We start from the raw sequence: 24,688 nt of genomic DNA, 5'->3' as shown, positions 1-24,688 counted from the left end.
AGAAGGAGATTTCGTTCATATTTTAAAAGGCCAAGCATACACTTGTACAAAAAGTGCCAAAAGGACGTGGGGGGAAATATGAGACGAATTTGTGTAATCATTACGCTTCTTATTATGTATGCAAGCGTTATGCCAATTCCTACATATGCAAAGATGAACAGCAATGTCAGTGCTCGTAATGCTGTATTAATGGAGCAACATTCTGGACGTGTATTATATGGAAAAGCAGAACATGAGCCGCAAAAAATTGCTAGTATAACAAAAATTATGACTGCCTTGTTAGCTGCTGAATCAGGAAAAATGAAAGAAATGGTCTCGGTTAGCAATGAAGCAGTGAGAGTAGAAGGATCAGCAATTTATTTGAAGCCTGGACAGAAAGTAAAGTTAGAGGATTTAGTATACGGACTCATGCTTAGATCTGGTAATGATGCAGCACAAGTAATTGCTGAAAATGTAGGAGGGAGTATAGAAGGGTTTGTATATTTAATGAATGAAAAGGCGAAACAAATTGGAATGAAAGATACTCACTTTTCAAACCCACATGGTTTGGATGGAGATGGATCCCATTATTCATCGGCCTATGATATGGCACTTTTAACGAAGTATGCAATGGGGAACGAAACCTTTAAGAAGATTTTTGGGACAAAAACGTATAAATCAGATTCGTGGGATTATCCGTGGAAAAACAAACATAAACTTGTGACGTCTTATTATGAATTTGCAACAGGAGGAAAAACAGGCTTTACGAAGAAAGCAGGACGGACGCTTGTTACAACAGCATCAAAAGATGGACTAGATCTAATTGTCGTAACTTTGAGCGCTTCTAGCGATTGGGATGATCATATGAATTTATTTGATAAAGGTTTTAAACGTTTCAAGCAAACGAACGTTGTAGGACAAGGAGCGCTTGCTGAAATAACTGAAAAGAAATATGCCAATCATGTTTATACGAAAAATAGTTTTGCGGTGCCATTAACTGAGCAAGAAAGAAAGGATGTCGTAGTAAAAGTTGAACTCGATAAAAGTGCAAAACTTAAAGATGGCGTAAAGGTTGGGAAGACAGAAATTTATGTTGGCAATGAGAAAATTGGAGAACGGAATTTATTTTATAGTAAACGAAAATTAGTAGCTACAACGGGAATGTACTGGAATAATGTGAAAGAAATCTTTTCTCATATGATAGGTGTTGGGAGCGATGGTTAATCTCGTATGGGTAGCGATGGCAGTCATAGGGATCGTATATGCCATGATAAATGGAACGATGGAAGCAATAAATAAAGCTGTATTTGATGGAGCAAAAGACGCAGTAACAATTTGTATAGGACTCATTAGTGTTTTAGTATTTTGGCTCGGTTTAATGAAAATTGCAGAAGAAGCAGGATTGTTAAGGAAGTTAGTGTCACTTTTTATGCCGATAGTCAAAAAGTTGTTTCCAGAAATACCGAAAGATCATCCGTCAATGGGATTTATTTTATCGAATATGATGGCAAACTTTTTTGGATTAGGTAATGCAGCAACGCCGCTTGGTATTAAAGCGATGGAACAACTGAAAGAGTTAAATGGAGGAAAAGATTCGGCGAGCCGTTCAATGGTGACGTTTCTCGCTTTAAATACATCAGCTATTACTTTAATTCCTACGACTGTCATCTCGATTCGAATGACTTACGAATCAGCGAATCCTACTGAAATTGTTGGGGTAACATTCATTGCACAAGTGCTTTCTATGATTGGAGCAATTTGGATTGACCGCTATTTTTACCGAAGAAGGAGTAGGAAGGGGCGGAAAAAATGAGTATTGTAAATACGATATCACTATGGGTAATTCCTTGTGTAATTGGTTTTATCCTTCTATATGGCACGATAAAGAAGGTTCCGACCTATGAATCTTTCGTTGAGGGAGGAAAGGAAGGGATTCAAATTGCGATCTCTATTTTACCGTTTATGGTTGGAATGCTCGTATCTATTTCCATATTTCGAGCTTCAGGTGCATTAGATGCAATGATATCAGTAATGAAGCCGATGTTAGATTTAATTCATGTTCCAGCAGAAATTGTTCCACTAGCACTTATACGCCCTATTTCAGGCTCTGCTGGTTTAAGTATAACGACCGATTTAATTGCCACATATGGGCCAGACTCGTTTATTGGAAGATTGGCTTCTACGATGCAAGGGAGTACAGATACGACTTTTTATATTTTAACAGTATACTTCGGAGCTGTTGGAATTAGAAAAATGGGAGATGCATTAAAAGTAGGACTTTTTGCCGATTTAATCGGAATTATTTGTTCAATTGTGTTTGTTTCTTTAATGTTTAAGTAATACTATTCATTTTTTATGCTATTTCGCTTATAATATGTATACGACCACTATTAAGGTGCTGCTTAATAGTGGTTTTTTTATGTGGTATTTTTGACAAAATGATGAACTTTTATTGTGAGCAATATGAAAAAAATGGACAATAATAAAAGGTAAAAACATGATTTGACCTTTATATGTTTATTATCATCGCTATGTTGTTTAAGTAAGATGAAGCGAACAGCCGTCAAGCGTATGCGGTTGCCAAGTCTTTCTAATGTAAGGTAAGATAAATTCGAGGTGAAAAAAAGAAATGGAACGATTACAAAAAGTGATTGCACAAGCAGGTATTGCATCGAGAAGAAAGGCTGAGGAATTAATTCAGCAAGGAAAAGTGAAAGTTAATGGAAAAATAGTGAAGGAGTTAGGAACGAAAGTAACTCCTCAAGATAAAGTAGAAGTAAATAACATCCCTCTTGAAAAAGAAGAACCTGTTTATTTTTTACTATATAAACCAACTGGCGTAATTTCAAGTGTATCAGATGATAAAGGCAGAAATGTTGTAACAGACTTTTTCCCAGAGATTACACAACGTTTATTCCCAATCGGACGCTTAGATTATGATACGTCTGGCGTATTATTAATGACAAACGATGGGGACTTCGCAAACGTATTAATGCACCCTAGATATAAAGTTGAAAAAACATATGTTGCAAAAATAAAAGGTCCTCTAACAGGTGAGAAAATCCGCATGTTAGAACGTGGTGTGACGTTAGAAGACGGGAAAACAGCACCAGCGCGTGTGAAGATTATTTCTTGGGACAAGCGTAAAGAAATGGCGATTGTACAATTAACAATTCATGAAGGACGTAACCGTCAAGTACGTCGTATGTTTGAAGCGTTAGATTGTAAAGTAGTGAAACTAAAGCGTGAACGCTATGCTTTCTTAGAAGTAGGAAGTCTGCGACCTGGTGATGCAAGAGAATTGACACCACATGAGGTGAAACAATTACGTGCATTGGCTTCTACAAAGCCTCGCTAATCGATATTGTGAAACTTTCACCAGTGGAATGCTCCGCTGGTGATTTATTAAAAAATACATATATTCATCACTCGTCGAAGAGAGGGGAGACAATATGAAAAAAAATCGCTTATTATTTCGCGTTATTATTCTACTCATTTTATGCGGTGCTGTAGGATTTACACTTTATCAAGGATTCTTTGCTGATAAAGAGAAAATGCAAATTGGAAAAGAAGCACCTAACTTTGTTGTGACAGATTTAGAAGGAAAGAAAATTGAATTAAAAGATTTAAAGGGAAAAGGTGTATTTTTAAACTTTTGGGGCACTTGGTGTAAACCTTGTGAGAAAGAAATGCCTTATATGAATGAACTATATCCAAAGTATAAAGAAAAAGGCGTTGAAATTATTGCGTTAGATGCAGATGAAACAGAAATTGCTGTTAAGAACTTTGTGAAACAATATGATTTGAAATTCCCAGTTGCTATTGATAAAGGAACAAAAATCATAGGGACATATGGAGTAGGACCGTTACCGACAAGCTTTTTGATTGATAAAGATGGAAACGTAGTGGAGCAAATTATAGGTGAACAAACGAAAGAACAGCTAGAAGGTTATTTAAAGAAAATTACGCCGTAATAAAGAAAGCCTTTACATAGGAGGTGCTTACCTATAGTGCCTCTGGTTTAAAAATTCTGAGTATTGCGGTAACTTAAGGTTAGAATATACAATAGTACATATAGATACAGGGCGGTGAGAGTGTTGAAAGAAATTAAGTGTGAATGTGGACATGTGAATCCAATAGGAACTGTTTTTTGTGAAGCTTGCGGGAAACCATTTGAAAGTAATGAAAATATAAAACTATTGGATATGCGCTATGAGGGGAGTGCTCGTAGATCTCTCACGCAAACAAAAACGATCGTCGATAAAATTTGGAGCTTTTTCTCTTCTGTAAAAGTAGGTGTATGGCTCATTGTAATCACTTTAGCTGCATCGGCGATTGGAACTATTTTTCCGCAAGAAATGTACATAACTCCAGGGGTTGCACCAGATGAATATTATAAACAAGAATACGGATTTTTAGGACAATTATACTATCAGTTAGGATTTAATAATTTATACGGTTCATGGTGGTATATGATGTTAATTGCTTCAATTGGTATTTCACTTGTGATATGTAGCTTAGATCGTGTTATTCCGCTTTATAAAGCTTTAAAAAAACAAGGGGTGAAAAGACATCCTAGCTTTTTAAAGAGACAAAGATTATACGGCACTGGTACACCGCAAGCTGGTGATTTGGAAAGAATCCAAATGAATTTAAAGAAAACGAACTATAATGTGAAAGTGGAAGACGGAAACGTTTTAGCAGAAAAGGGACGTTTCTCGCGTTGGGGTCCATATGTGAATCATATCGGTCTTATTATCTTTTTATTCGGTGCAATGCTTCGTTTTTTACCGAGTATGTACGTAGACGAAGCGCTTTGGTTACGTGATGGTGAAACGAAAGAAATACCAGGGACGGATGGGCAATACTATTTGAAAAATGAGAAGTTTATAAAGGAAGTTTATGATAAAAGTAAGGACAAGGAAGTTTATGATGAAGCAATTGACCGTGTAGGTGATAAAATGATTGCGAAAAACTTCCAAACGAATGCTGTATTATATAAAGCGATCGGCGAAAATATAGCAGGACAAAAACCGAAATTGGAAAAGGTAAAAGAAGCGGAAATTCGAGTGAATGAACCGCTGAAATTTGATCAATTTGCTATTTATCAAGTGGATTATAAAGAAAGTGAATTTAAAAGCATGTCCTTCCATTTGCAAAATAAAGAAAATAATCAAAAGTGGGGACCAATTAAAGTTGATTTAACGAATCCTACAGAAAAATATGATTTAGGAAATGGTTATTCTTTAGAACTATTAAGCTATTTCCCTGATTTTTATTTTGATGAGAATGGAAGACCGAACACAAAAACGAAATTACCAAACAATCCTGCATTCGTCTTTAAAATGTTTACGCCTGAAACACCAGATGGTGAAGTGAGTTTTGTTGGTATTCAGCAAAATATAGAACCTGATGGGAACAATAAGTATAAAATGTCATTCGCAGGTGTTGAAATGCAAAATGCAACAGCACTTACTGTAAGGAAAGATTTAACGCTTTGGATTCTCGGTATTGGAGGATTTATATTTATGGTTGGTGTCATTCAAGGAATGTATTGGAATCATCGCCGTATTTGGATACAACGCGTTAATGATGAATGGTGGATTGCAGGACATACGAATAAAAATTGGTTCGGTTTAAAGAAAGATATTGAAAGAGTACTAGAAGGTACAGCAATTCCGCAACCAAACGATAAAGTAATCGATAAAAAAATTAGTTAAGGTGGGGAAACGATATGGTGCAAATAAGTAGTAACTTTCTCTTTACCGCATTTATTTTATATTTAATTGCAACTCTATTTTTCGGGGGAGCAATTAAAGAAAAGGGTCATAAATGGGCAAATGTAGGAATAACGATTACAATTTTAGGGTTTATTGCACAAACAGTATATTTTATTACAAGATGGATTGCATCAGGACATGCACCAGTTAGTAACTTTTTTGAATTCGGTACGTTTTTCGGCATGATGCTAGTCGGAGCATTTATTGTCATGTATTTTATGTACCGCGTAAGTATAATTGGACTCTTTGCATTACCAGTTGCGCTTTTATTAATTGCCTACGCGAGTATGTTTCCGAGGGAAATATCGCCGCTTATTCCATCTTTGAAAAGTAATTGGTTACATATTCACGTGACGACTGCAGCAGCAGGACAAGCGATCTTAGCGATTAGTTTTATAACGGGCGTTATGTATTTATTGAAAAATGTAGATCAATCAACGAGAAGCAAACGTACATTTTGGTTAGAAACTGTGGTGTTCACACTTGTTTGTACAGTTGGATTTATTGGAGTAACAACGGTATTTTCTAGTATGAAATATGAAGCGAAGTTTCAATGGATTGATAAAAATGAACAACAAGTGGAGATGAAGTACAATCTTCCGGCTTTAGTGGGACCGCATGAAGGGAAGTTATTGACAGAAAATAAATTAGAACCGACAGTTGAAGTTCCGGCGATTGTAAATGCCAAAAAATTAAATACTGTAATTTGGTCAGTGTTAGTTGGAACATTACTTTATATTGTATTAAGACTTATTTTAAGGAAACGAGTATCAGCAGCACTTCAGCCACTAGTGAAAAATACGAATAGTGATTTACTAGATGAAATCGGATATCGCTCTATTGCAATTGGATTCCCAGTTTTCACATTAGGTGCATTAATTTTTGCGATGATTTGGGCTCAAATAGCGTGGACACGTTTTTGGGGATGGGATCCGAAAGAAGTTTGGGCACTTATTACTTGGCTCTTTTATGCTGCGGTATTACATTTACGTTTATCAAAAGGGTGGCACGGAGAGAAGTCAGCTTGGCTAGCGGTAATTGGTTTTGCAATCATTATGTTCAACTTTATTGTAGTAAACTTAATTATCGCGGGTTTACATTCATACGCATAGAGAAATAAAATAGGAGAGTGAATGTCACTTTCCTATTTTATTTTTGTCAACTTTTCTTCTTTTTTGAGAAAAACATGACAAAGTAGCGGTTGATTTTGTAAAATGATGTCGAGGACATTATATACCGTTCAAAAAAAATACATAGTTTTGGAAAAAAATTGAACAAACTTTATTATTCTTGTGAAGCATAATATGGGAAGTGAAACATTTAGAAGATTGCTTAAATAAACGAGAATAGCGCAACATAATAGTGTAGAAGGGTAGGTGTGAACCGTTGTGGTAAAAGTACGCAACGGGTAAAAATGGAAAATGAATCAAGAATTTTAATTGTAGACGATGAGGATCGTATTCGTCGTTTGTTGAAAATGTATTTAGAGAGAGAACAATACACAATTGATGAAGCAGACAATGGTGATACAGCTTTAGAAATGGCGTTACAAAATGATTATGATTTAATCCTATTAGATCTTATGATGCCTGGTAAAGATGGTATCGAAGTATGTAAAGGGGTCCGTGAGAAGAAAGCGACGCCAATTATTATGTTGACAGCAAAGGGTGAAGAAGTAAACCGAGTACAAGGGTTTGAGGTAGGAACTGATGATTATATTGTGAAACCATTTAGCCCACGTGAAGTAGTGCTTCGTGTGAAAGCGGTCTTACGCCGTTCTGTACCAACAACATTCTTTACACAAGATACAACGACAAAAGATGTTACTGTGTTCCCTCATTTAACAATTGATAATGATGCACATCGTGTTACAGCAGATGGTAATGAAGTGAACTTAACACCGAAAGAGTACGAATTACTATTATTCTTAGCGAAAGCTCCTGATAAAGTATTTGATCGTGAGCAATTGTTAAAAGAAGTATGGCAATATGAATTCTTCGGAGATTTACGTACAGTTGATACGCATGTAAAGCGTTTACGTGAGAAGTTAAGCAAAAAATCACCAGATGCTGCGAAGATGATTGTTACCGTTTGGGGCGTAGGTTACAAGTTTGAGGTTGTGAACGACTGATGCTTTGGAGAAGTGTAGTAGGGAAGTTATGGATGACCATATTACTTCTCGTTTCGTTTGTACTTGGATTTGTTGCGATTTTACTTTCACAGTTTTTTAGAACATATTATGTTGATATGAGTGAAGCTAGGCTTCAAAAAGTTGCAACAAGTGTTTCAGAGTTAATTGAAGAAGGTGCCGATGTAAAAACGATTGAGAATATCGCGTACAAATTCTCTGATCCACTTTCAAGGATTATTATTGTAGAAGATGGTAAGGAAATTTCATCTTCACCGAAACAAGAAGGATTAGTCACTCTTACAATGGATGACTTAAAAGAAGATAAAGAATTAGCGGCTGTTTTTACAGACAAAAAAGAAATTAAGAATAACATTAGAAAAGCCTCTAATAGTAGAAAGAATAAAAATACTGAAAATGATATTATGATTGTCGGAAAACCAGTACACTCCAAAAATCAAAGTGCAGTGTTCGTATACGAATCTTTACAAGTTCCGATACAAGGTATGGAGAGAACGACTGATTTTATATTCTTATCAGCGGGGATTGCAATTATATTAACAACTTTCTTTGCATTCTTCTTATCTACTCGAATTACAGCACCACTCCGTAAAATGCGTGAGGTTGCTTTTGAGGTTTCACGTGGGAAGTTTGATGCGAAAGCTCCTATGGTATCTCAGGACGAGATTGGTGAGCTTGCAACGGCCTTAAATCAAATGGGGAAACAGTTGAAGTTTAATATGAATGCTCTGCAGCAAGAGAAAGAACAGTTAGCTAGTATTTTAAGTAGTATGGCAGATGGGGTTATTACGTTAAATCAAGAAGGTGAAGTCGTTGTAATCAATCCGCCAGCGGAACATTTCTTGCAAGTTTGGCAAGAAGAGAAAGAAGTAGAGTTAAGTAAAAAGCTCCCTTCTGAACTTGTTGAACTATTCCATCTAGTTGTAGAAAGCGAACAACAACAAGTGGTTGAAATTAATTTACAAAAAGGTAACTATGTAGTTCTTATGACTCCGCTTTACAATCAAACGAAAATTCGCGGGGCGGTAGCTGTATTACGTGATATGACGGAAGAACGCCGTCTGGAGAAGATGCGTCAAGACTTTATTGCGAACGTATCACATGAACTTCGTACACCGATGGTCATGCTTCAAGGGTATAGTGAAGCAATTTTAGATGATATTGTGCAAACGAAAGAAGAAATTAATGAGTTTGTTCAAATCATTTATGATGAATCTGTTCGTTTAGGTAAACTTGTAAATGAATTATTAGATTTAGCGCGTATGGAAAGTGGTAATGTAGAGTTACATATAGGTGAAGTTGATATTCATCCTTTCGTTGAAAAAATAGGTCGTAAATTCCAAGGTATTGCAAAGGATAAAGAAGTTGCATTAACGGTTGATTTCCAAAATCCAATTGAGCAATACCCGTTTGATGCAGATCGTATGGAACAAGTATTGACAAATTTAATTGATAACGCAATTCGTCATACAAATGCAGGTGGACATGTAACGCTTGTAATTGATACGAAAAATAATGGTCTTATTTTTGAAGTGCAAGATTCGGGCGCGGGCATTCCTGAAGAAGATATTCCATTTTTATTTGATCGTTTCTACAAAGCTGATAAAGCAAGAACACGTGGAAAAAAAGGTGGAACAGGACTCGGGCTTGCGATTGCAAAAAATATTGTGCAAGGCCATGATGGGAAAATTACTGTTTCAAGTGTTGTTGGAGAGGGAACTACATTCTCTGTATATTTACCGAATCGTATAATTTAGATATGCGTTTTTAAAGTTGATAATAAATAAAGTTCTACTGTTTTTTATTTTTTTGTAAAATCAATTAAATAAATAATAGTAGAACTTTTTTATCGTAGTTGAATGAAGAATAAGAGGGGTGTCGTAAAGCAATGAAATTATACACAAAAACAGGAGATAAAGGGACAACAAGTGTAATAGGTGGCAGAGTGGATAAAGATGATATCCGAGTGGAAGCATATGGAACGATAGATGAGGCGAATTCACATATTGGATATGCGATGACTAAGCTTCAAGGCGAGTCTTTTGGAGATATTTACAATGAACTTGAAAATATTCAACATGAACTATTTGATTGCGGAGGAGACTTGGCGATAGTATCGGGGAAAATTCCTTATAAAGTAAAAATCGAAATGGTCGAATGCTTAGAAAAAAGGATTGATTCGTATATAGAAGAAGCACCGCCATTAGAGCGCTTTATTTTACCAGGTGGAAGCGAGTCGGCAGCTGCTATTCATATTGCACGTACAGTTGTAAGGCGAGCAGAACGATGTATAGTGTCCTTACAAAAAGAAGGGGAAATAAACGAAGTTGTTCTAAAGTATGTAAATAGATTATCTGATTATTTGTTTGCAGTAGCTAGAGTAATAAACGCTCGAGTACAAGTAAAAGATGTGGAGTATAATCGCAGTGCAATCGTTTTTCGTGATAAGAAAGAGAAGGAAGTGGAGTGATCCACTTTCTTTTTTTGTATACTTTTTTCTGTAATATACCAAAATAGAGAAGGTATGGTGGTAATTAGAAAACGGAGGATGTATATGAAAGGTTTAAAATACGGCGTCATGTTATTGACTATATTGTTTTTATCTCAATTACATGTGTACGCAGAGGGAAACCGGTGGACATGGCCTGTTGAAGGGCAGATAAGTGATTATTTTGGGACAAGGCATGGAAAACACTACGGTATAGATATAGCGGCACCGATCGGCGCGGCGGTGGCAGCTATTCAAGATGGTAAGGTAACGAAGTCTTATTATTCAAGTAGTTATGGAAATGTTGTATTTATTAAACATGGAGAATATGAGGCTGTGTATGCACATTTAAATAAGAGATATGTAGTTCAAGGGGATTATATTTCAAAAGGAGAAATAATTGGAGAAGTAGGGAATACAGGAGAATCTCGAGGTGCACACTTACATTTAGAAGTTCATCAAGGAAGATGGACGATGGGAAAAAAGAATGCGATGAATCCATTGCTTGTTTTACATGAACAAAGAAACGAAGTCGTTTCTTCATCGTTATATGTCGTTCAAAAAGGGGACACTTTAGTTAGCATTGCACGGAAATTTAGCATGTCTGTTAAGGAAATTAAAGAAAAAAATGGGCTGCAGCAAGAGCTGATTTATCCAAATCAACAATTATACGTAAAGTAAAAAAAGAGCTAGTTTAACTAGCTCTTTTTTTTACCAAAAAATAAAGACACATATAAATCCAGAAATAGCTAAGTAGCTATATAAGTAAAATACCTTTGTTCTGGTTTTTTCGTTTGTTCGAAAAAGTACAATAGTCGGTTCAATTAAACCGATTGTCAAACAAAGTAGACCAAGGAGCATACAACCAATTGAAATGGAGTACAGGGCGATTTGTGGTGCTTGAAATGGAATCATCCATTTTAATAAAAATGCAATAAGTGCAGTGTAGCAAATGCTGCCGATGTATTTATTCAACGGCGCATTAGAACGGAAACCTGGAAGCTTTTTTAAGAAAGAGCGGGAAACAACTTCAGTTTGTAAAGATGTATGCTCTTCGATTATTTTTTGAGCTTCTTTTCCTTTTTGGAAAAGGGATAATATCCAGTTTCGCTTCCCTTGAAAAATAAATTGAGAAGTTGTTAAATAATGATCCACCTTCACTTTATTCCAACTTTTCCACGGATGACGCTCACACAATTTTAATTTACTCTCTGTTTTTTTATCATACTGATAAATACTGATGCCATCTTCGTCGAAAGTAGCATAGTATGTCTCGCTTGAGAATGTGCCTAAATCAATTGGACAGTAGAAAAGTAATTCTTTTTTTAAGTAAAAGTATTCTTTTCTTAAGTTTTTTTTCATTGTTTCTCGAATAGAGTGTCTCTTTTCTTTCTTCATGACATTTCCTCCATAATCCAGAAAATGTTCTTATCTTAACAATTCAACATCTTATCACTTTTAATTATATATGACTAGGGGATTTATAGGAGAAATGCCGAATGCTAAAAAATATGGGGTGTATTGTAAAATATAATGAATGGTTTTGATTATGTAAAATTAATAACTTATTTTTAATAAGTTACGATTTTTTTGTTCACAATCCAATCATGTTGTTGTATAATGAAGTGGAAAATAGAATATCGGTCTATCTTCGGGGCAGGGTGAAAATCCCGACCGGCGGTGATGAACTATATGTGATTTTGTTCTAAGCCCGCGAGCCGTTAAGGCAGGATTTGGTGTGATTCCAAAGCCGACAGTATAGTCTGGATGGGAGAAGATGGAGGTTCAAGCGTTCAAAAAAGATATGGATTTGAACGTCTGTTTGATGTGCCTTAAATTCTCCCTTTGTGTAAAACACAAAGGGTTTTTTCGTTCTATGAAAAAGTAGGCATAGCAGAACCTTTCCACTTTCCATGAGATGATCGATGGAAAAGGAGAGAGAAAGATGAAACAAAAAAACAGTGTAGTGCAGATGGTGAGTGTAGCGATGCTAAGTAGTATTGCATATTTACTGATGATGTTGGATTTCCCGTTCCCAGGGCTTCCGCCATTCTTAAAAATTGATTTTAGTGATGTACCGGCTCTAATTGCAGCGATTATCTTCGGACCAATTGCGGGAGTAATTGTAGAGGCGATAAAGAATATTTTACATTACGGGATTCAGGGAAGTTTAACGGGAGTACCAGTTGGAGAAATAGCTAACTTTATTGCAGGATGTTTATTTATTGGACCGGCAGCTTTCTTATTTAGGAAGTATCGTACTGTTAAGAGTTTAACGACAGGATTAATGCTAGGGACAATTACAATGGCGCTTATTATGAGTGTATTAAATTACATCATCATATTCCCAGCTTACACTTGGTTTTTAAATTCGCCAGCTATGTCTAGTGAGGCTATAAGAACAACGGTTGTAACGGCAATCTTACCGTTTAATTTGATTAAAGGGATTGTTGTGACAATTGTATTTGTAGCGTTATTCTCACGCTTGAAAGTATGGATGTTTGCAAAAATGAAAAATGCATAAAATATAAAGTGAAACTTTAATCAGTGGGGGTGTTCATCCCCTGCTGATTATTAGCCCTCACCAATCGGGCTGCCCGGCAAATAGCGAGGGCAAAAAAACCATTAGTAGTATGGAACTACTAATGGTTTTTTTATAAGTATCATGAAAACAAAAAATGTCCCTCATTAATATGAGGGACATTTTTTGAAGTTAATAAAAGACTATTCGAATTTTAAAGCATCGCCGTCAAATGATTCGTCAGCAACTTTAATTGAGTCAGTTGGACAACCTTCGAATGCATCCATCATATCTTCAAGTAATACATCTGGAATTTCAACGATACCTTGGTTATCGTCTAATGTTACGAATGCAATACCTTCATCATCATAGTCATAAATGTCTGGTGCAGCAGCGCCACAAGCACCACATGCAATACAAGTATCTTTATCAACGATTGTATATTTTGCCATCTTTTTTCCCTCCTGATAATATGTATGTGAAAAGCTCGCCATAAAAATTATAACCTTATTGTAAAACGGTTTTTAAAACTTTTCAACATAAAATTATAATGATAATGCTTATCAATTAGGGTGTCAACTAATTTTTGCATTATGTCATAAGATTTTCAAAATACGTAAATGTTATTTCGTTTGGTACAATAGAATATATACAAGTATATTTTGCCGATATGATAAGTTAGTGCAATCATACCAAAAAGCAATTAAGTTAGATTGAAAGGTGGAAGCGGGAATGCAACTACAATATACTTTATTGTATTGTTTAAAACAATTGAATGGTGAAAGGACCGTTTCTTCTATTTATTATTTATTAAAGGGAAAACGATCTTCGCAAACATTACAAGATGGAAATATGTTTCAGGTTTCTTTTTTGTTTGGAATATATAAATCATTAAATAGAATTGAATATGATCGTGAAGTTGCAAAGTTGTTGCAAGCAGATTTGATTCAAGAAATACATGGAAATACATATTTGTTAACACCTAAAGGTAAAATGCAGTTGCATACATGGGAGGGAGTGTATGCTTTTCCAGCGCATTTACATGGTTTGCACTATGGTGAATTAGGTGAAACATTTTGGAAAAGATTATCTTTAATTATTCAAACTATATCTAATTTACAACAGAATAATACGAAGTTTATTCCTATTCAACAAGATACAGAAATAATGATGTGGGTGAAACGCTTTTTAACAGGTATGCCGTATAGGCGAAATGAATTGGCGAAAAGATTATGGAAAGAAATACATAATCTTTTAGGGAAATGTGATGTGGTAGAAGCGACGATTGTAACATATAGATTAACAGGATATGAACGTATCGGTTGTACATTGCAGCAGTTAGCGGAAATTACGAAACAAGATATATTCAGGGTGTACTTTTTATTTTGGGGTGCAATTCATTTCCTTATACAAGAAGTTCGCGATAAAGGAAATGAATTTCCGTTATTAGCTGAGATTATTTCTTATCCGAATGAGAGAGCTGAATTATTTAGTTTATCAACGAAAAAAACATATAATTTTTGGAGGCAAGGGCGCTCATTAGAGGAAATAGCGACAATTAGAAATTTAAAGGTTGCAACGATAGAGGATCATTTTGTTGAAATTGCTTTGAGAGAAAGAGATTTTTCTATCGAGATGTTTATGGAAAAAGACAAAATAGATAAAGTAACAGAAGTAATTGATGCATTACAAACACGTAAGTTGCGTGAGTTGAAACAAGCGGTTGGAGAGGATATCTCTTATTTTGAAGTTCGTCTTGTATTGGCGCGGATGGAGGGTATAAATGAAACTTGAGGAATATTTATATAGGTGGTTTGGATATTCTGAATTTCGTCCAGGTCAAAAAGGGGTAATTACAGATTTATTGGAAGGAAAAGATGTTATAGCGATGCTTCCGACCGGAAGAGGGAAGTCTATGTGTTATCAGCTTCCAGGGCTAATGCAAGAAGGGACAGTACTTGTTGTATCACCATTATTATCTTTGATGGAAGATCAGGTTACACAATTAAAATATATTGTGAAAAACCGAGTGATAGCATTTAATAGTTTTCGGACATTACATGAAAAAAGAGAAGCGATGAAAAGATTAGCTTCATATAAATTTATTTTTGTTTCACCAGAGATGTTGCAGTCGGAATTGTTAATAAGAGAATTGAAGAAAGTTCATATTTCATTATTTGTTGTGGATGAAGCTCATTGTATTTCGCAATGGGGTTATGATTTTAGACCAGATTATAAAAAATTAAATGTAGTCATTGAGAATATCGGGTCTCCTACGGTGCTAGCATTAACGGCAACAGCGACGAAAGACGTACTCCGAGATATAGCAGAGAGTTTAAATTTGGAGAATGTGGCGCAGCATGTATACTCTATTGATCGTCCAAATATTGCAATGGAAGTACAATTTGTTACGACGATAGAAGAGAAGAAAGAAGCGCTTTTGGAACAGGTAATGTATTTACAAGGCCCAGGGATTGTATATTGTTCAAGCCGAGCGTGGACAGAACGTTTAACGGAATATTTAAGAGGAAAAGGCGTTACTGGTGTCGCTTTCTATCATGGTGGTATGGAACATGAAGAGCGTATGTTAATTCAACAGCAGTTTATGAATGACCAGTTGCAGCTTGTAATATGTACAAGTGCTTTTGGTATGGGAGTAAATAAGTCGAATACGAGATATATTATTCATTTCCATTACCCGACTAATATCGCTTCTTATTTACAAGAAATCGGAAGAGCTGGAAGAGATGGTGAACCGAGTATAGCTATCTTACTATGTAGTCCGTTAGATCACGATTTGCCAATTTCAATAATTGAAGATGAATTGCCAAGTCAGTCACAAATACAATTTTTATTTTCTTTACTACAAGAAAGAATGTTTCAAACGAAAGAATTACCAATAGAAGAGGTAGAAGAAATTTGTTATAATGCAGCAAGATTTAATGAACAATATTGGCGTTTCATCCGCTATCATCTTGAACAGCTTGGAATCATACAACAGCGAAAATTAATATTAGAGAGCTTGTCAGATGAAATTATGAACAGATTAATAGCTGAAGTGGAAATAAGGCTACGTAATAAATATAGTGAGCTAGAAAACATGAAATCGTGGATACAAGTGAAAGGATGTAGACGTGAATATTTGCTGCAACAGTTCGGTTATAGAAAAGAGGGCGAGTTAAAGAATTGCTGCGACTATTGTCATATTACAAAAACAGATTATAAAAAAAGACAAGCGCAACAATCGGATTTCGACTATAATTGGGAAACAGAGTTACAAAAGCTTTTCGGTCTAGAAAAGATGGGGGAATGATGAACATTCAAAGGCATAATATTGAAGATATGAGTCCGAAAGAAATAAGGCTGAATCTGTATATTACACAGTTCATTATTATCGGTATTGGTTGTTTACTAGCATATATACTATTCCGAGATATAAAATTGGTGTATAGTCTGTGGAAATGGGAACCGGTGTCTATACTTATAATAGGTGGCTTGTTAGCGAGTGGTATTGTGTTATTAGATTATGTTGCAATGCGAGTATTTCCAGAGTCTTGGTTTGATGATGGTGGTATTAACGATAGGATGTTTCAAGGGATGTCAGTTATGCATCTACTCGTTATTACGTTCATTATCGGCTTTGCAGAAGAATTTTTATTTAGAGGTGTAGTGCAGACGCACTTTGGAATTGTAATAGCGAGTTTAGTATTTGCAGTGTTACATATTCGGTATATAAAAAAGCCATTTTTGTTTTGTTTCGTCTGTTTCATTAGTTTTGTCTTTGGTTATGTATTTGAATGGACAGGAAATTTGTTTATAACAATCTTTGCACACTTTCTTGTTGATTTTATAATGGGACTCCAATTAAGAAAATAAATGGAAGGTGGTGGTGAACAACATGAGAAAACGAATTCCTGATTTTGAAGAGGAATTAGAAGTTGAGCGAGTGGAAGAAAAAGAAGGTTTACCGCCGCGTAGTGAAATTCATAGAAATAAAGAGAAAAAACAAAAGTTTAAAATGAATCATATTTTCGTCCGAGTTTTAACATTTCTATTCATATTACTACCAATTAGTATCTTATGGTATACAGATAAATATATTCAGGTGAAAAGCGATGGTAATAACGCTGGAAAAAGTGCATTTGAGGTCATTTTCTTTGATTCAGCTAAATCTGAGTCCGAGGCACCATCTGAGAAAGTCGTCACGCATACGGTGAAAGAGGGAGAAACTTTAGAAAGTATAGCGAAGCAATATTTTTCAGATGAAACTGGGATCGAAGTGATTAAAAAGTATAATCATTTACAAGAAAATGAAGTGAATGTAGGTCAAGAATTAAAAATTCCGATAAAAGATAAGTCCACAAAGCAAGAGAGTTAGTAAAATACTTACTATAAAAACTGAGGATTCTCTTTATGAGGAGGGGAGTAAAAAAATATATGATATGGATTATCTTATTAAGTACTCTCATATGTATTGGTATTATATTTCTTCTTGTAATGTATACAGAAGCAATGCGTGATACGGTGCTAGAACATACTTTAACATTTGAAGAATTTCCGAAAAGTTTTCAAAAAGTAAATGTATTTTTTATATCTGATATTCATAGAAGGATCATTTCAAATTCGTTAATTGAACAAGTAAAAGGAAGAGTAGATCTTGTAATTATTGGTGGTGATTTAGCGGAAAGAGGTGTCCCTTTATCAAAAATCTCTGCAAATATACAAAAGTTAAGAACGATAGCTCCTGTATATTTTGTATGGGGAAATAATGATTATGAGATTGAATATCATGAGTTAGATGCTTTGTTATTAGAAAATAATGTGAAAGTTTTAGATAATACAAGAGTTGTATTTGAGTCTGAATTAGGAGAGAAAATTTGTTTGCTCGGTGTAGATGATGTTGGTTTGGAACGTGATCGTTTAGATTTAGCGTTGGCTGATTGTAAAGAAGATGGTTTTCGCATATTAATTAGCCACAACCCTGATATTATAAATAAAATGTCTGGAAAAGAACAAATTTCACTTGTGTTAAGTGGACATACACATGGAGGGCAAATCCGATTATTCCCATCTAAAAAATATTTAAAAGGTGGCGTATATAAGCATTCAAATGTGACTCTTTTTGTTAGTAATGGGTATGGAACAACGTTGATTCCACTTCGCTTCCGAGCACCTGCTCAAACACATATTATAACGTTATGCGGAGGGAGATGATGCCAACTCTAAACGGAAAATATAACATAAAAGCTGTTTCGAATATAATTGGAATTCAGCCGAGCACACTTCGTGCATGGGAAAGACGATATCAAATTATTGCCCCAAAGCGGAATCATGCGGGGCATCGATTATATACAGAAGAGCATATTCAAATTTTGAAATGGTTAATGGACAAGGTTTCTTCCGGTATGATGATTGGACAAGCAGTTCAATTATTAGAAGGGAATCGTTTGCAAAGTAATGTTCAAAATGAAATACATTCCAATAGAGAAGTTGTTTTAGTGGACGATTTACTACAAGCTTTGTTAAAATTTGATGAAATTACAACTTCTGCATTGTTAAACGAGGCTTTTAGTATTTATGCAACAGAAAAAGTTATCGCAAATATTGTTCTTCAAGTGTCAAATAAATTGTTAATATTAAAAAATAATAATGAAGTTACAATGGTGCAATTCCAATATGTCGTATCATTTTTACAAACGCGTCTAGGGATGGTGTATCATAATGCATCATCGTTTTCTTCTATACACAAAGTTGTCGTGTTAGAAAGTAATATGTTGAGAGGGTTTGTTTTCTCAACGTATTTACGATTAAAAGGATATGAGGTGATATATATTAGGGTAAGCTTAGCGGAAGATAGTATTTCGTTAGCTGTTGAGCAAATAAGACCTAAATATGTAGTAATCTCTTTTGATGACGGACGAGAACTTAAGAACGCAATGAACTACGTGAATGTGTTGCGAGAAAAAAATGAGAACCTTACTGTTGGGGTTATAGGAGAAATAGGTGCTCGAGATCAGTTGAACATTCAAACAAGCCTAATTGGTGATACGAAAGAAGAATGGGATGATTGGTTAAAAATGTTAGAATAGTTGTTCGAAAAGAACCATCTATTTTCTATTTCATATAATAAAAATTATATTCATTGGTTGCGTAGGGAGGGTATGAGATGAGGCTGGAACGATTAAATTACAATAAGATAAAAATTTTCTTAACATTTGATGATTTAACTGAACGAGGATTAACGAAAGAAGATTTGTGGAGAAATGCACCGAAAGTACAGCAATTATTTCGTGATATGATGCAAGAAGCAAATAAAGAATTAGGATTTGAAGCGGATGGTCCGATTGCAGTTGAAGTATTTTCTCTACAAGCGCAAGGAATGGTCGTAATTGTAACGAAAGAACATCAAGAAGCGGATACAGATGATGAGTTCCGTGACGAGTTTATTGAAATGCAAGTGACTCTAGATGAAAGTGAGCATATCCTTTATGAGTTTGCTACACTAGATGACGTAATTAACCTGTCGAATCGTTTATATAACCTTGATGTAACTGGCGGAAAATTATATACGTGGGATGGGCGTTTCTATCTTTGGATGGAAGAAGAGGAGCAAATACAGTTACTGAAGGCAGATTTTATAGCTATTTTAGCGGAATATGGTAATCCGTCTACAGCAACTATTTATCGTCTAATGGAGTATGGTAAAGAATTAATGTCTTCTCAAGCAATTGAACAAATACACAATTACTTTGTGAAAAAACAAAACCTTAGCTAATATAACATAGCTAAGGTTTTGTTTTTTTATTTGGAAAACCTAAAATGTTGATTTGAAAATTTTAAAACGATCCACGGTATAGAGGGGATCATAAATATTTGAGGATTCTTTATTGTACTTAAATATATATATTTTCAAGGTATTGCATGTAAGTAAAATGAAAAATATTTAAATATTTAAGTATTTTACTTTTCTAAAAGCAATAAAAGGACTATAATAATAGTGAAAACGCTTGCAATAGAAAATAGTTTGTATATATTTGTTAGCGTTTTCTATTGCATTCCAAATTTAACGGTGTATACTAGGCAATGAAGGTTTACTAAACAAGTGAAATTACAGGGGGTTTACTTACTATGGTAGCCGAAAAGGGAACTCAAACAAAAACACAACAACAAAGGGAACAACATTTTGAACTATTGAATTCGACACAAATTGTTATTAGTGAAGCATTAGAAAAATTGGGTTATCCAAACGAAGTATATGAATTATTAAAAGAACCAATTCGTATGATGACAGTGAAAATACCAGTTCGTATGGATGACGGGACTGTTAAAATATTTACAGGATATCGTGCACAACATAATGATGCTGTTGGTCCAACGAAAGGTGGAATTCGCTTCCATCCGAATGTAACAGAAAATGAAGTGAAAGCACTTTCAATCTGGATGAGTTTAAAATGTGGTATTGTTGATTTACCATATGGCGGAGGTAAAGGTGGAATTATCTGTGACCCACGTGAAATGTCATTCCGTGAGTTAGAAAGATTAAGCCGCGGTTATGTACGAGCAATTAGCCAAATCGTAGGACCGACGAAAGATATTCCAGCTCCAGATGTATTCACAAACTCTCAAATTATGGCATGGATGATGGATGAGTATAGCCGTATTGACGAATTTAATTCACCAGGATTTATTACAGGTAAGCCACTTGTATTAGGTGGATCGCATGGACGTGAAACAGCAACGGCGAAAGGTGTTACAATTTGTATTCGCGAAGCTGCAAAAAAACGCGACATTGATATTAAAGGTGCGCGCGTTGTTGTTCAAGGATTCGGCAATGCTGGTAGCTTCTTAGCTAAATTTATGCATGATGCAGGTGCGAAAGTTATTGCAATCTCAGATGCTTACGGTGCATTGCATGATCCAAACGGATTAGATATTGATTATTTATTAGACCGTCGTGATAGCTTCGGTACAGTAACAAAATTATTTAATAATACAATTTCAAATAAAGAATTGTTAGAACTTGATTGCGATATTTTAGTTCCAGCTGCAATTGAGAACCAAATTACAGAAGAAAATGCTAATAATATTAAAGCGAAAATCGTTGTTGAAGCTGCAAACGGTCCAACAACATTAGAAGCAACTAAAATCTTAACAGATCGCGGAATTTTACTTGTTCCAGACGTATTAGCAAGTGCTGGTGGTGTAACAGTATCTTACTTTGAGTGGGTACAAAATAACCAAGGTTACTACTGGACTGAAGAAGAAGTAGAACAACGTTTAGAAAAAGTAATGGTAAGATCATTTGATTCTATTTATGAAACAGCACAAGTTCGTAAAGTGAACATGCGCTTAGCGGCGTATATGGTCGGTGTTCGTAAAATGGCTGAAGCAAGTCGCTTCAGAGGTTGGGTATAATATTATAGCGCGAAAAAACGTGATTCCTTTCGAAGGAATCACGTTTTTTTTTGTTGAAGTATTAAATTGAGGTGTTATATATGGAAGATAAAATAATGGAACGAGTAGAACAATTAGAAGAAAAGGTTAAGAGGTTAGAGGGAGAGCTCGCAAAAACGATGAAAGCTCCAAAAACAAGTATCGTTCGGGTGTTCGGAGAAGGGTTACTGTTTTTAATATTTGGTGTGGTTGTAGTAGGACCGATTATCGCTGTTGTAATCTCCATCCTTACTTGGCTTGCTGAAAAATAAAATAAAATAAAAATGAAAAAGAACGCTTGTTCTACACGAACAAACGTGCTATACTTTCCTTAGATAAACAAAACGGAAATGATTTTAAGGAGAGATAAATGATGAAAATGACAGTAGACCAAAGATTTATGATGCCAGCGGATGTTGTAGAACGAGTGGAAGTATTGCGAAACAAGCAAAGTAAGCGTGGCACATTATTACAATCAGTAAACAAATTTTTCGGTTTAGATACGAAAGAAGATTGTGTTTGGTTTTACGGTTTTTATGGAGTGGCTGTAAGTATTTTATTATTTATGGTGTTCACATCAAATATTTTCGATTTTCTCTTCGCGTAAGAAATATGCTATAAGGACATTGCTACCGAATACATATATAAGGAAGTAAGGTAATCTTCTGAAGCGGGAGTTGGTAGTAATGGCGATGTTTCCTATAGAGCGTAATTATATTGGATATGGAAGTTCACGACCGGGAATTCCTCTCTCTAAAGTAAGGTTTATTGTAAGTCATGATACGGGGAATCCTGGTAGCAATGCGATAGGGAATCGGGATTATTTTAATGAGATACAACCGAAAGCCTCGGCACATACATTTATAGATGACAAAACAATATTAGAAATTATCCCCATAAGTGAAGTTGCTTATCATGTTCGATATGGTGTGCCGACAGATAATGACTTATATGGTTATGATGCAAATAAGGCTGCTATTGGAGTGGAACTTTGTTATGGCGGTGATGTTAACTTTTGGGAAGCATATACACGTTTTACGTGGTATCATGCGTATTTATGTCAAAACTTCGGCTTGAATCCGAAAAAAGATATCGTATCACATAAAACACTTGACCCAGCTAGAAAGATTGATCCTGAAAATGTATTAGGGAAACAAGGTATTAAATTTCAGCAGTTTTTAGCAGATGTCTATCGGATGTACGTTTCGTTTAGATGACAAATATATGAAAAATGAATACAATAAAGATAGGTGCCTACTGCTGTAAGTAGGTTTTTTCTTGTTTTTATAAATAGTGCAGAGGTAGAAGACTAGGAGTGGACGAGTATGCAGAAAGAAACAGTTATTATAATCGGAGGCGGTCCGTGCGGATTAGCAGCAGCAATTTCATTGCAAAAGGTAGGGATAAATCCGTTAGTAATTGAAAAAGGAAACATTGTAAATGCCATTTATAATTATCCAACTCATCAAACATTTTTCTCTTCTAGTGAAAAATTAGAAATTGGTGAAGTAGCTTTTATTACAGAAAACCGTAAGCCAGTTCGAAATCAAGCGCTTGCGTATTATCGTGAAGTAGTAAAGCGTAAATCTGTACGTGTAAATGCTTTTGAACGAGTAGAGAAAGTTCAAAAAGATGGAGAAGTCTTTAAGGTTGAGACGACAAAACGTGACGGAAGTAAAGAAATGTATATGGCGAAATACATTGTTGTAGCAACTGGATATTATGACAATCCAAATTATATGAATGTTCCAGGTGAGGAACTGAAGAAAGTAGCTCACTATTTTAAAGAGGGGCATCCTTATTTTGACCGAGATGTAGTAGTTATAGGTGGGAAAAACTCGAGTGTAGATGCCGCGTTAGAACTTGTTAAAGCGGGTGCGCGTGTAACGGTACTATATCGCGGAAGTGAGTATTCACCAAGCATAAAGCCGTGGATTTTACCGGAGTTTGAGGCATTAGTACGAAACGGCACAATTCAAATGCATTTCGGAGCTCATGTGAAAGAAATTACTGAACATACATTAACGTATACAGTTGATGGTGAGGAAAATACAATCCAAAATGATTTTGTATTTGCGATGACTGGTTACCACCCTGATCATAGTTTCTTAACGAAGATGGGTGTTCGGATTGATGAAGAAACAGGGCGTCCAATTCATGCAGAGGATACAATGGAAACGAACGCTGAAAATATTTTCATTGCAGGTGTAATTGCTGCTGGAAATAATGCGAATGAAATATTTATCGAGAACGGTAGATTTCATGGAAATGCGCTTGCGCAAACCATTGTAACAAGAGAAATGTAAAAAGAAGCTGTCGAAATAAACTTCGACAGCTTCTTTTTTAATTGTGCATAAACATATTTTGGATTGCATCATGAGAAGTTGTATTCTCTAATGCAACTAATAATTTAATACGTGCTTTTTGAGCATTTAAACCGTATGTGAATACAATACCCATATCCTTTAATTGTTTGCCGCCGCCTTCATATGAATATACATCTTGAACGATGCCGTTGAAACAGCGAGAAACTAATACGACAGGAATTCCTTTGTTTATTAATCGTTCTAGACTAGGAAGTGTTCTTGGAGGTAAATTACCTTGTCCAAGTGCTTCGATAACAATCCCGTCTACTGGAAGGTTTTCAATGGCTGCTAACAATGTATCGTCCATACCCGCGTATGCTTTTAGAACGACTACGTTTTTAGAAACCTTATTTACTGAATATGTTTCGTGATGTACTAAAGCATGGTGGAATACAACACCACGTTTTGTTACCATGCCAATTGGTCCATACTGTGGACTTTGGAATGTTGCTACATTACTTGTATGTGTTTTCGTTACATTTGTAGCGCAATGAATTTCGTCGTTTAATACGACTAGAACACCCTTTTCTGCAGCTTCACTACTGCTAGCGACTTTTACAGCTGATAAGAAGTTATATAGACCATCAGCACCTAATTCATTGCTAGAACGCATTGCGCCAGTCACAACGATCGGAATAGTTGCTTGGACTGTTAAATCTAGGAAATAGGCTGTTTCTTCTAATGTATCCGTACCATGCGTAATGACTACGCCATGAATGTTTTCTTGTTTTACTCTTTCATCAATGATGACTTGTAATTGTAACATTTCGCTCGGTGTCATATGAGGAGATGGTAGATGGAACACATCTTCAACGATTAAATCAACATCGCCTTCTAAATCAGGAATAAATTTTAAAAGAGGATTTTTTTCACCTGGTTGTACGACTCCAGTTTCTTTATCTTCCTCCATTGCAATTGTTCCACCTGTGTGTAAAACTAGGATTCTTTTCAATGCTTATACCCCTTTCAAGT

At 35.4% G+C, this 24,688-nt stretch carries 27 protein-coding genes and 1 riboswitch; of the genes, 24 read left to right on the top strand and 3 right to left on the bottom strand.

The window, feature by feature from the left end; all coding sequences use genetic code 11:
- The first annotated feature begins 78 nt into the window (after window positions 1-78).
- From dacB to DN390_RS25555, 11 genes are all read left to right on the top strand, one after another.
- Window positions 79-1,203, top strand: a complete 1,125-nt coding sequence (gene dacB / locus DN390_RS25605) for a D-alanyl-D-alanine carboxypeptidase DacB (RefSeq protein ID WP_147808815.1) — start codon at window positions 79-81, stop codon at window positions 1,201-1,203.
- Window positions 1,196-1,792 (top strand): spore maturation protein SpmA, encoded by a 597-nt coding sequence (spmA, locus tag DN390_RS25600; protein ID WP_060630152.1) that lies wholly within the window; start codon window positions 1,196-1,198, stop codon window positions 1,790-1,792. Before dacB ends, spmA begins: the two co-directional genes overlap by 8 nt.
- The gene (gene spmB, locus DN390_RS25595; RefSeq protein WP_000029511.1) at window positions 1,789-2,319 is read left to right on the top strand and encodes a spore maturation protein SpmB; all 531 of its coding nucleotides are present in this window, start codon (window positions 1,789-1,791) and stop codon (window positions 2,317-2,319) included. Before spmA ends, spmB begins: the two co-directional genes overlap by 4 nt.
- A 289-nt stretch (window positions 2,320-2,608) precedes the next feature.
- A complete protein-coding gene (rluB, locus tag DN390_RS25590) occupies window positions 2,609-3,337 on the top strand; it encodes a 23S rRNA pseudouridine(2605) synthase RluB (RefSeq protein ID WP_060630153.1) in 729 nt (242 codons plus the stop codon).
- 94 nt (window positions 3,338-3,431) lie between these two features.
- Entirely contained in the window at window positions 3,432-3,953 is a 522-nt protein-coding gene (resA, locus tag DN390_RS25585) for a thiol-disulfide oxidoreductase ResA (RefSeq protein ID WP_060630154.1), read from the top strand.
- Window positions 3,954-4,073: 120 nt separating this feature from the next.
- Window positions 4,074-5,699 carry a cytochrome c biogenesis protein ResB gene (resB, locus tag DN390_RS25580; RefSeq protein ID WP_147808814.1) on the top strand — a complete coding sequence of 542 codons (1,626 nt, stop codon included), beginning with the start codon at window positions 4,074-4,076 and terminating at the stop codon, window positions 5,697-5,699.
- A 14-nt stretch (window positions 5,700-5,713) separates the two neighbouring features.
- Entirely contained in the window at window positions 5,714-6,871 is a 1,158-nt protein-coding gene (gene resC, locus DN390_RS25575; protein ID WP_060630156.1) for a cytochrome c biogenesis protein ResC, read from the top strand.
- A 302-nt stretch (window positions 6,872-7,173) separates the two neighbouring features.
- Window positions 7,174-7,890, top strand: coding sequence for a DNA-binding response regulator ResD (gene resD / locus DN390_RS25570; protein WP_002017976.1), 717 nt, complete (start codon window positions 7,174-7,176; stop codon window positions 7,888-7,890).
- Complete coding sequence (gene resE, locus DN390_RS25565) at window positions 7,890-9,665, top strand: sensor histidine kinase ResE (protein ID WP_097949109.1); 1,776 nt, start codon at window positions 7,890-7,892, stop codon at window positions 9,663-9,665. Before resD ends, resE begins: the two co-directional genes overlap by 1 nt.
- A 131-nt stretch (window positions 9,666-9,796) precedes the next feature.
- Window positions 9,797-10,378, top strand: a complete 582-nt coding sequence (locus DN390_RS25560; protein WP_147808813.1) for a cob(I)yrinic acid a,c-diamide adenosyltransferase — start codon at window positions 9,797-9,799, stop codon at window positions 10,376-10,378.
- An 84-nt stretch (window positions 10,379-10,462) separates the two neighbouring features.
- Window positions 10,463-11,077 carry a peptidoglycan DD-metalloendopeptidase family protein gene (locus DN390_RS25555; protein ID WP_147808812.1) on the top strand — a complete coding sequence of 205 codons (615 nt, stop codon included), beginning with the start codon at window positions 10,463-10,465 and terminating at the stop codon, window positions 11,075-11,077.
- Between the two features lie 30 nt (window positions 11,078-11,107).
- Here the strand turns inward: DN390_RS25555 and DN390_RS25550 are convergent, their stop codons facing one another.
- A complete protein-coding gene (locus DN390_RS25550) occupies window positions 11,108-11,794 on the bottom strand; it encodes a hypothetical protein (RefSeq protein ID WP_060630159.1) in 687 nt (228 codons plus the stop codon).
- 245 nt (window positions 11,795-12,039) lie between these two features.
- Window positions 12,040-12,179, top strand: a riboswitch (FMN riboswitch).
- Between the two features lie 162 nt (window positions 12,180-12,341).
- Here DN390_RS25550 and DN390_RS25545 point away from each other — a divergent pair.
- Window positions 12,342-12,920, top strand: a complete 579-nt coding sequence (locus DN390_RS25545; protein WP_060630160.1) for an ECF transporter S component — start codon at window positions 12,342-12,344, stop codon at window positions 12,918-12,920.
- Between the two features lie 200 nt (window positions 12,921-13,120).
- Here the strand turns inward: DN390_RS25545 and DN390_RS25540 are convergent, their stop codons facing one another.
- Complete coding sequence (locus DN390_RS25540; RefSeq protein WP_001151996.1) at window positions 13,121-13,369, bottom strand: ferredoxin; 249 nt, start codon at window positions 13,367-13,369, stop codon at window positions 13,121-13,123.
- A gap of 280 nt (window positions 13,370-13,649) precedes the next feature.
- Between DN390_RS25540 and DN390_RS25535 the strand changes: the two genes are divergently transcribed.
- The 12 genes from DN390_RS25535 (at window position 13,650) to DN390_RS25480 (ending at window position 23,656) form a co-directional block, all read left to right on the top strand.
- Window positions 13,650-14,711: a YpbB family protein gene (locus DN390_RS25535; protein WP_147808811.1), complete on the top strand. Its 1,062-nt coding sequence runs from the start codon at window positions 13,650-13,652 to the stop codon at window positions 14,709-14,711.
- Complete coding sequence (locus DN390_RS25530; RefSeq protein ID WP_097949105.1) at window positions 14,701-16,230, top strand: RecQ family ATP-dependent DNA helicase; 1,530 nt, start codon at window positions 14,701-14,703, stop codon at window positions 16,228-16,230. Before DN390_RS25535 ends, DN390_RS25530 begins: the two co-directional genes overlap by 11 nt.
- Window positions 16,230-16,793, top strand: a complete 564-nt coding sequence (locus DN390_RS25525; RefSeq protein WP_097949104.1) for a CPBP family intramembrane glutamic endopeptidase — start codon at window positions 16,230-16,232, stop codon at window positions 16,791-16,793. Before DN390_RS25530 ends, DN390_RS25525 begins: the two co-directional genes overlap by 1 nt.
- Before the next feature lie 22 nt (window positions 16,794-16,815).
- Window positions 16,816-17,295 (top strand): LysM peptidoglycan-binding domain-containing protein, encoded by a 480-nt coding sequence (locus DN390_RS25520; protein ID WP_060630164.1) that lies wholly within the window; start codon window positions 16,816-16,818, stop codon window positions 17,293-17,295.
- 59 nt (window positions 17,296-17,354) lie between these two features.
- On the top strand, window positions 17,355-18,131 hold the full coding sequence (locus tag DN390_RS25515) for a metallophosphoesterase (RefSeq protein WP_060630165.1): 777 nt from the start codon (window positions 17,355-17,357) through the stop codon (window positions 18,129-18,131).
- Window positions 18,131-19,006, top strand: a complete 876-nt coding sequence (locus DN390_RS25510; RefSeq protein WP_147808810.1) for a MerR family transcriptional regulator — start codon at window positions 18,131-18,133, stop codon at window positions 19,004-19,006. The genes DN390_RS25515 and DN390_RS25510 overlap by 1 nt, the downstream gene beginning before the upstream one ends.
- Window positions 19,007-19,083: 77 nt before the next feature.
- Window positions 19,084-19,692: a genetic competence negative regulator gene (locus DN390_RS25505; protein WP_060630167.1), complete on the top strand. Its 609-nt coding sequence runs from the start codon at window positions 19,084-19,086 to the stop codon at window positions 19,690-19,692.
- Between the two features lie 353 nt (window positions 19,693-20,045).
- Complete coding sequence (gene gudB, locus DN390_RS25500; protein ID WP_000225171.1) at window positions 20,046-21,332, top strand: NAD-specific glutamate dehydrogenase; 1,287 nt, start codon at window positions 20,046-20,048, stop codon at window positions 21,330-21,332.
- Window positions 21,333-21,412: 80 nt separating this feature from the next.
- Window positions 21,413-21,622, top strand: coding sequence for a hypothetical protein (locus DN390_RS25495; protein WP_147808809.1), 210 nt, complete (start codon window positions 21,413-21,415; stop codon window positions 21,620-21,622).
- Between the two features lie 98 nt (window positions 21,623-21,720).
- Window positions 21,721-21,957: a DUF3961 domain-containing protein gene (locus tag DN390_RS25490; protein WP_001983018.1), complete on the top strand. Its 237-nt coding sequence runs from the start codon at window positions 21,721-21,723 to the stop codon at window positions 21,955-21,957.
- Between the two features lie 79 nt (window positions 21,958-22,036).
- Window positions 22,037-22,567, top strand: a complete 531-nt coding sequence (locus DN390_RS25485) for a peptidoglycan recognition protein family protein (RefSeq protein ID WP_001240646.1) — start codon at window positions 22,037-22,039, stop codon at window positions 22,565-22,567.
- A 108-nt stretch (window positions 22,568-22,675) separates the two neighbouring features.
- Window positions 22,676-23,656 carry a YpdA family putative bacillithiol disulfide reductase gene (locus tag DN390_RS25480; protein ID WP_060630169.1) on the top strand — a complete coding sequence of 327 codons (981 nt, stop codon included), beginning with the start codon at window positions 22,676-22,678 and terminating at the stop codon, window positions 23,654-23,656.
- Window positions 23,657-23,693: 37 nt separating this feature from the next.
- Here DN390_RS25480 and ansA read toward each other — a convergent pair whose 3' ends face one another.
- A complete protein-coding gene (gene ansA / locus DN390_RS25475) occupies window positions 23,694-24,668 on the bottom strand; it encodes an asparaginase (RefSeq protein WP_147808808.1) in 975 nt (324 codons plus the stop codon).
- Window positions 24,669-24,688 lie beyond the last annotated feature (20 nt).

Origin of the sequence: Bacillus sp. SH7-1 (genome assembly GCF_008042405.1) — a bacterium.
Taxonomy (GTDB): domain Bacteria; phylum Bacillota; class Bacilli; order Bacillales; family Bacillaceae_G; genus Bacillus_A; species Bacillus_A thuringiensis_N.
Note: the sequence above shows the minus strand (reverse complement) of the source record. Positions and strands in the feature narration are given on the sequence as shown.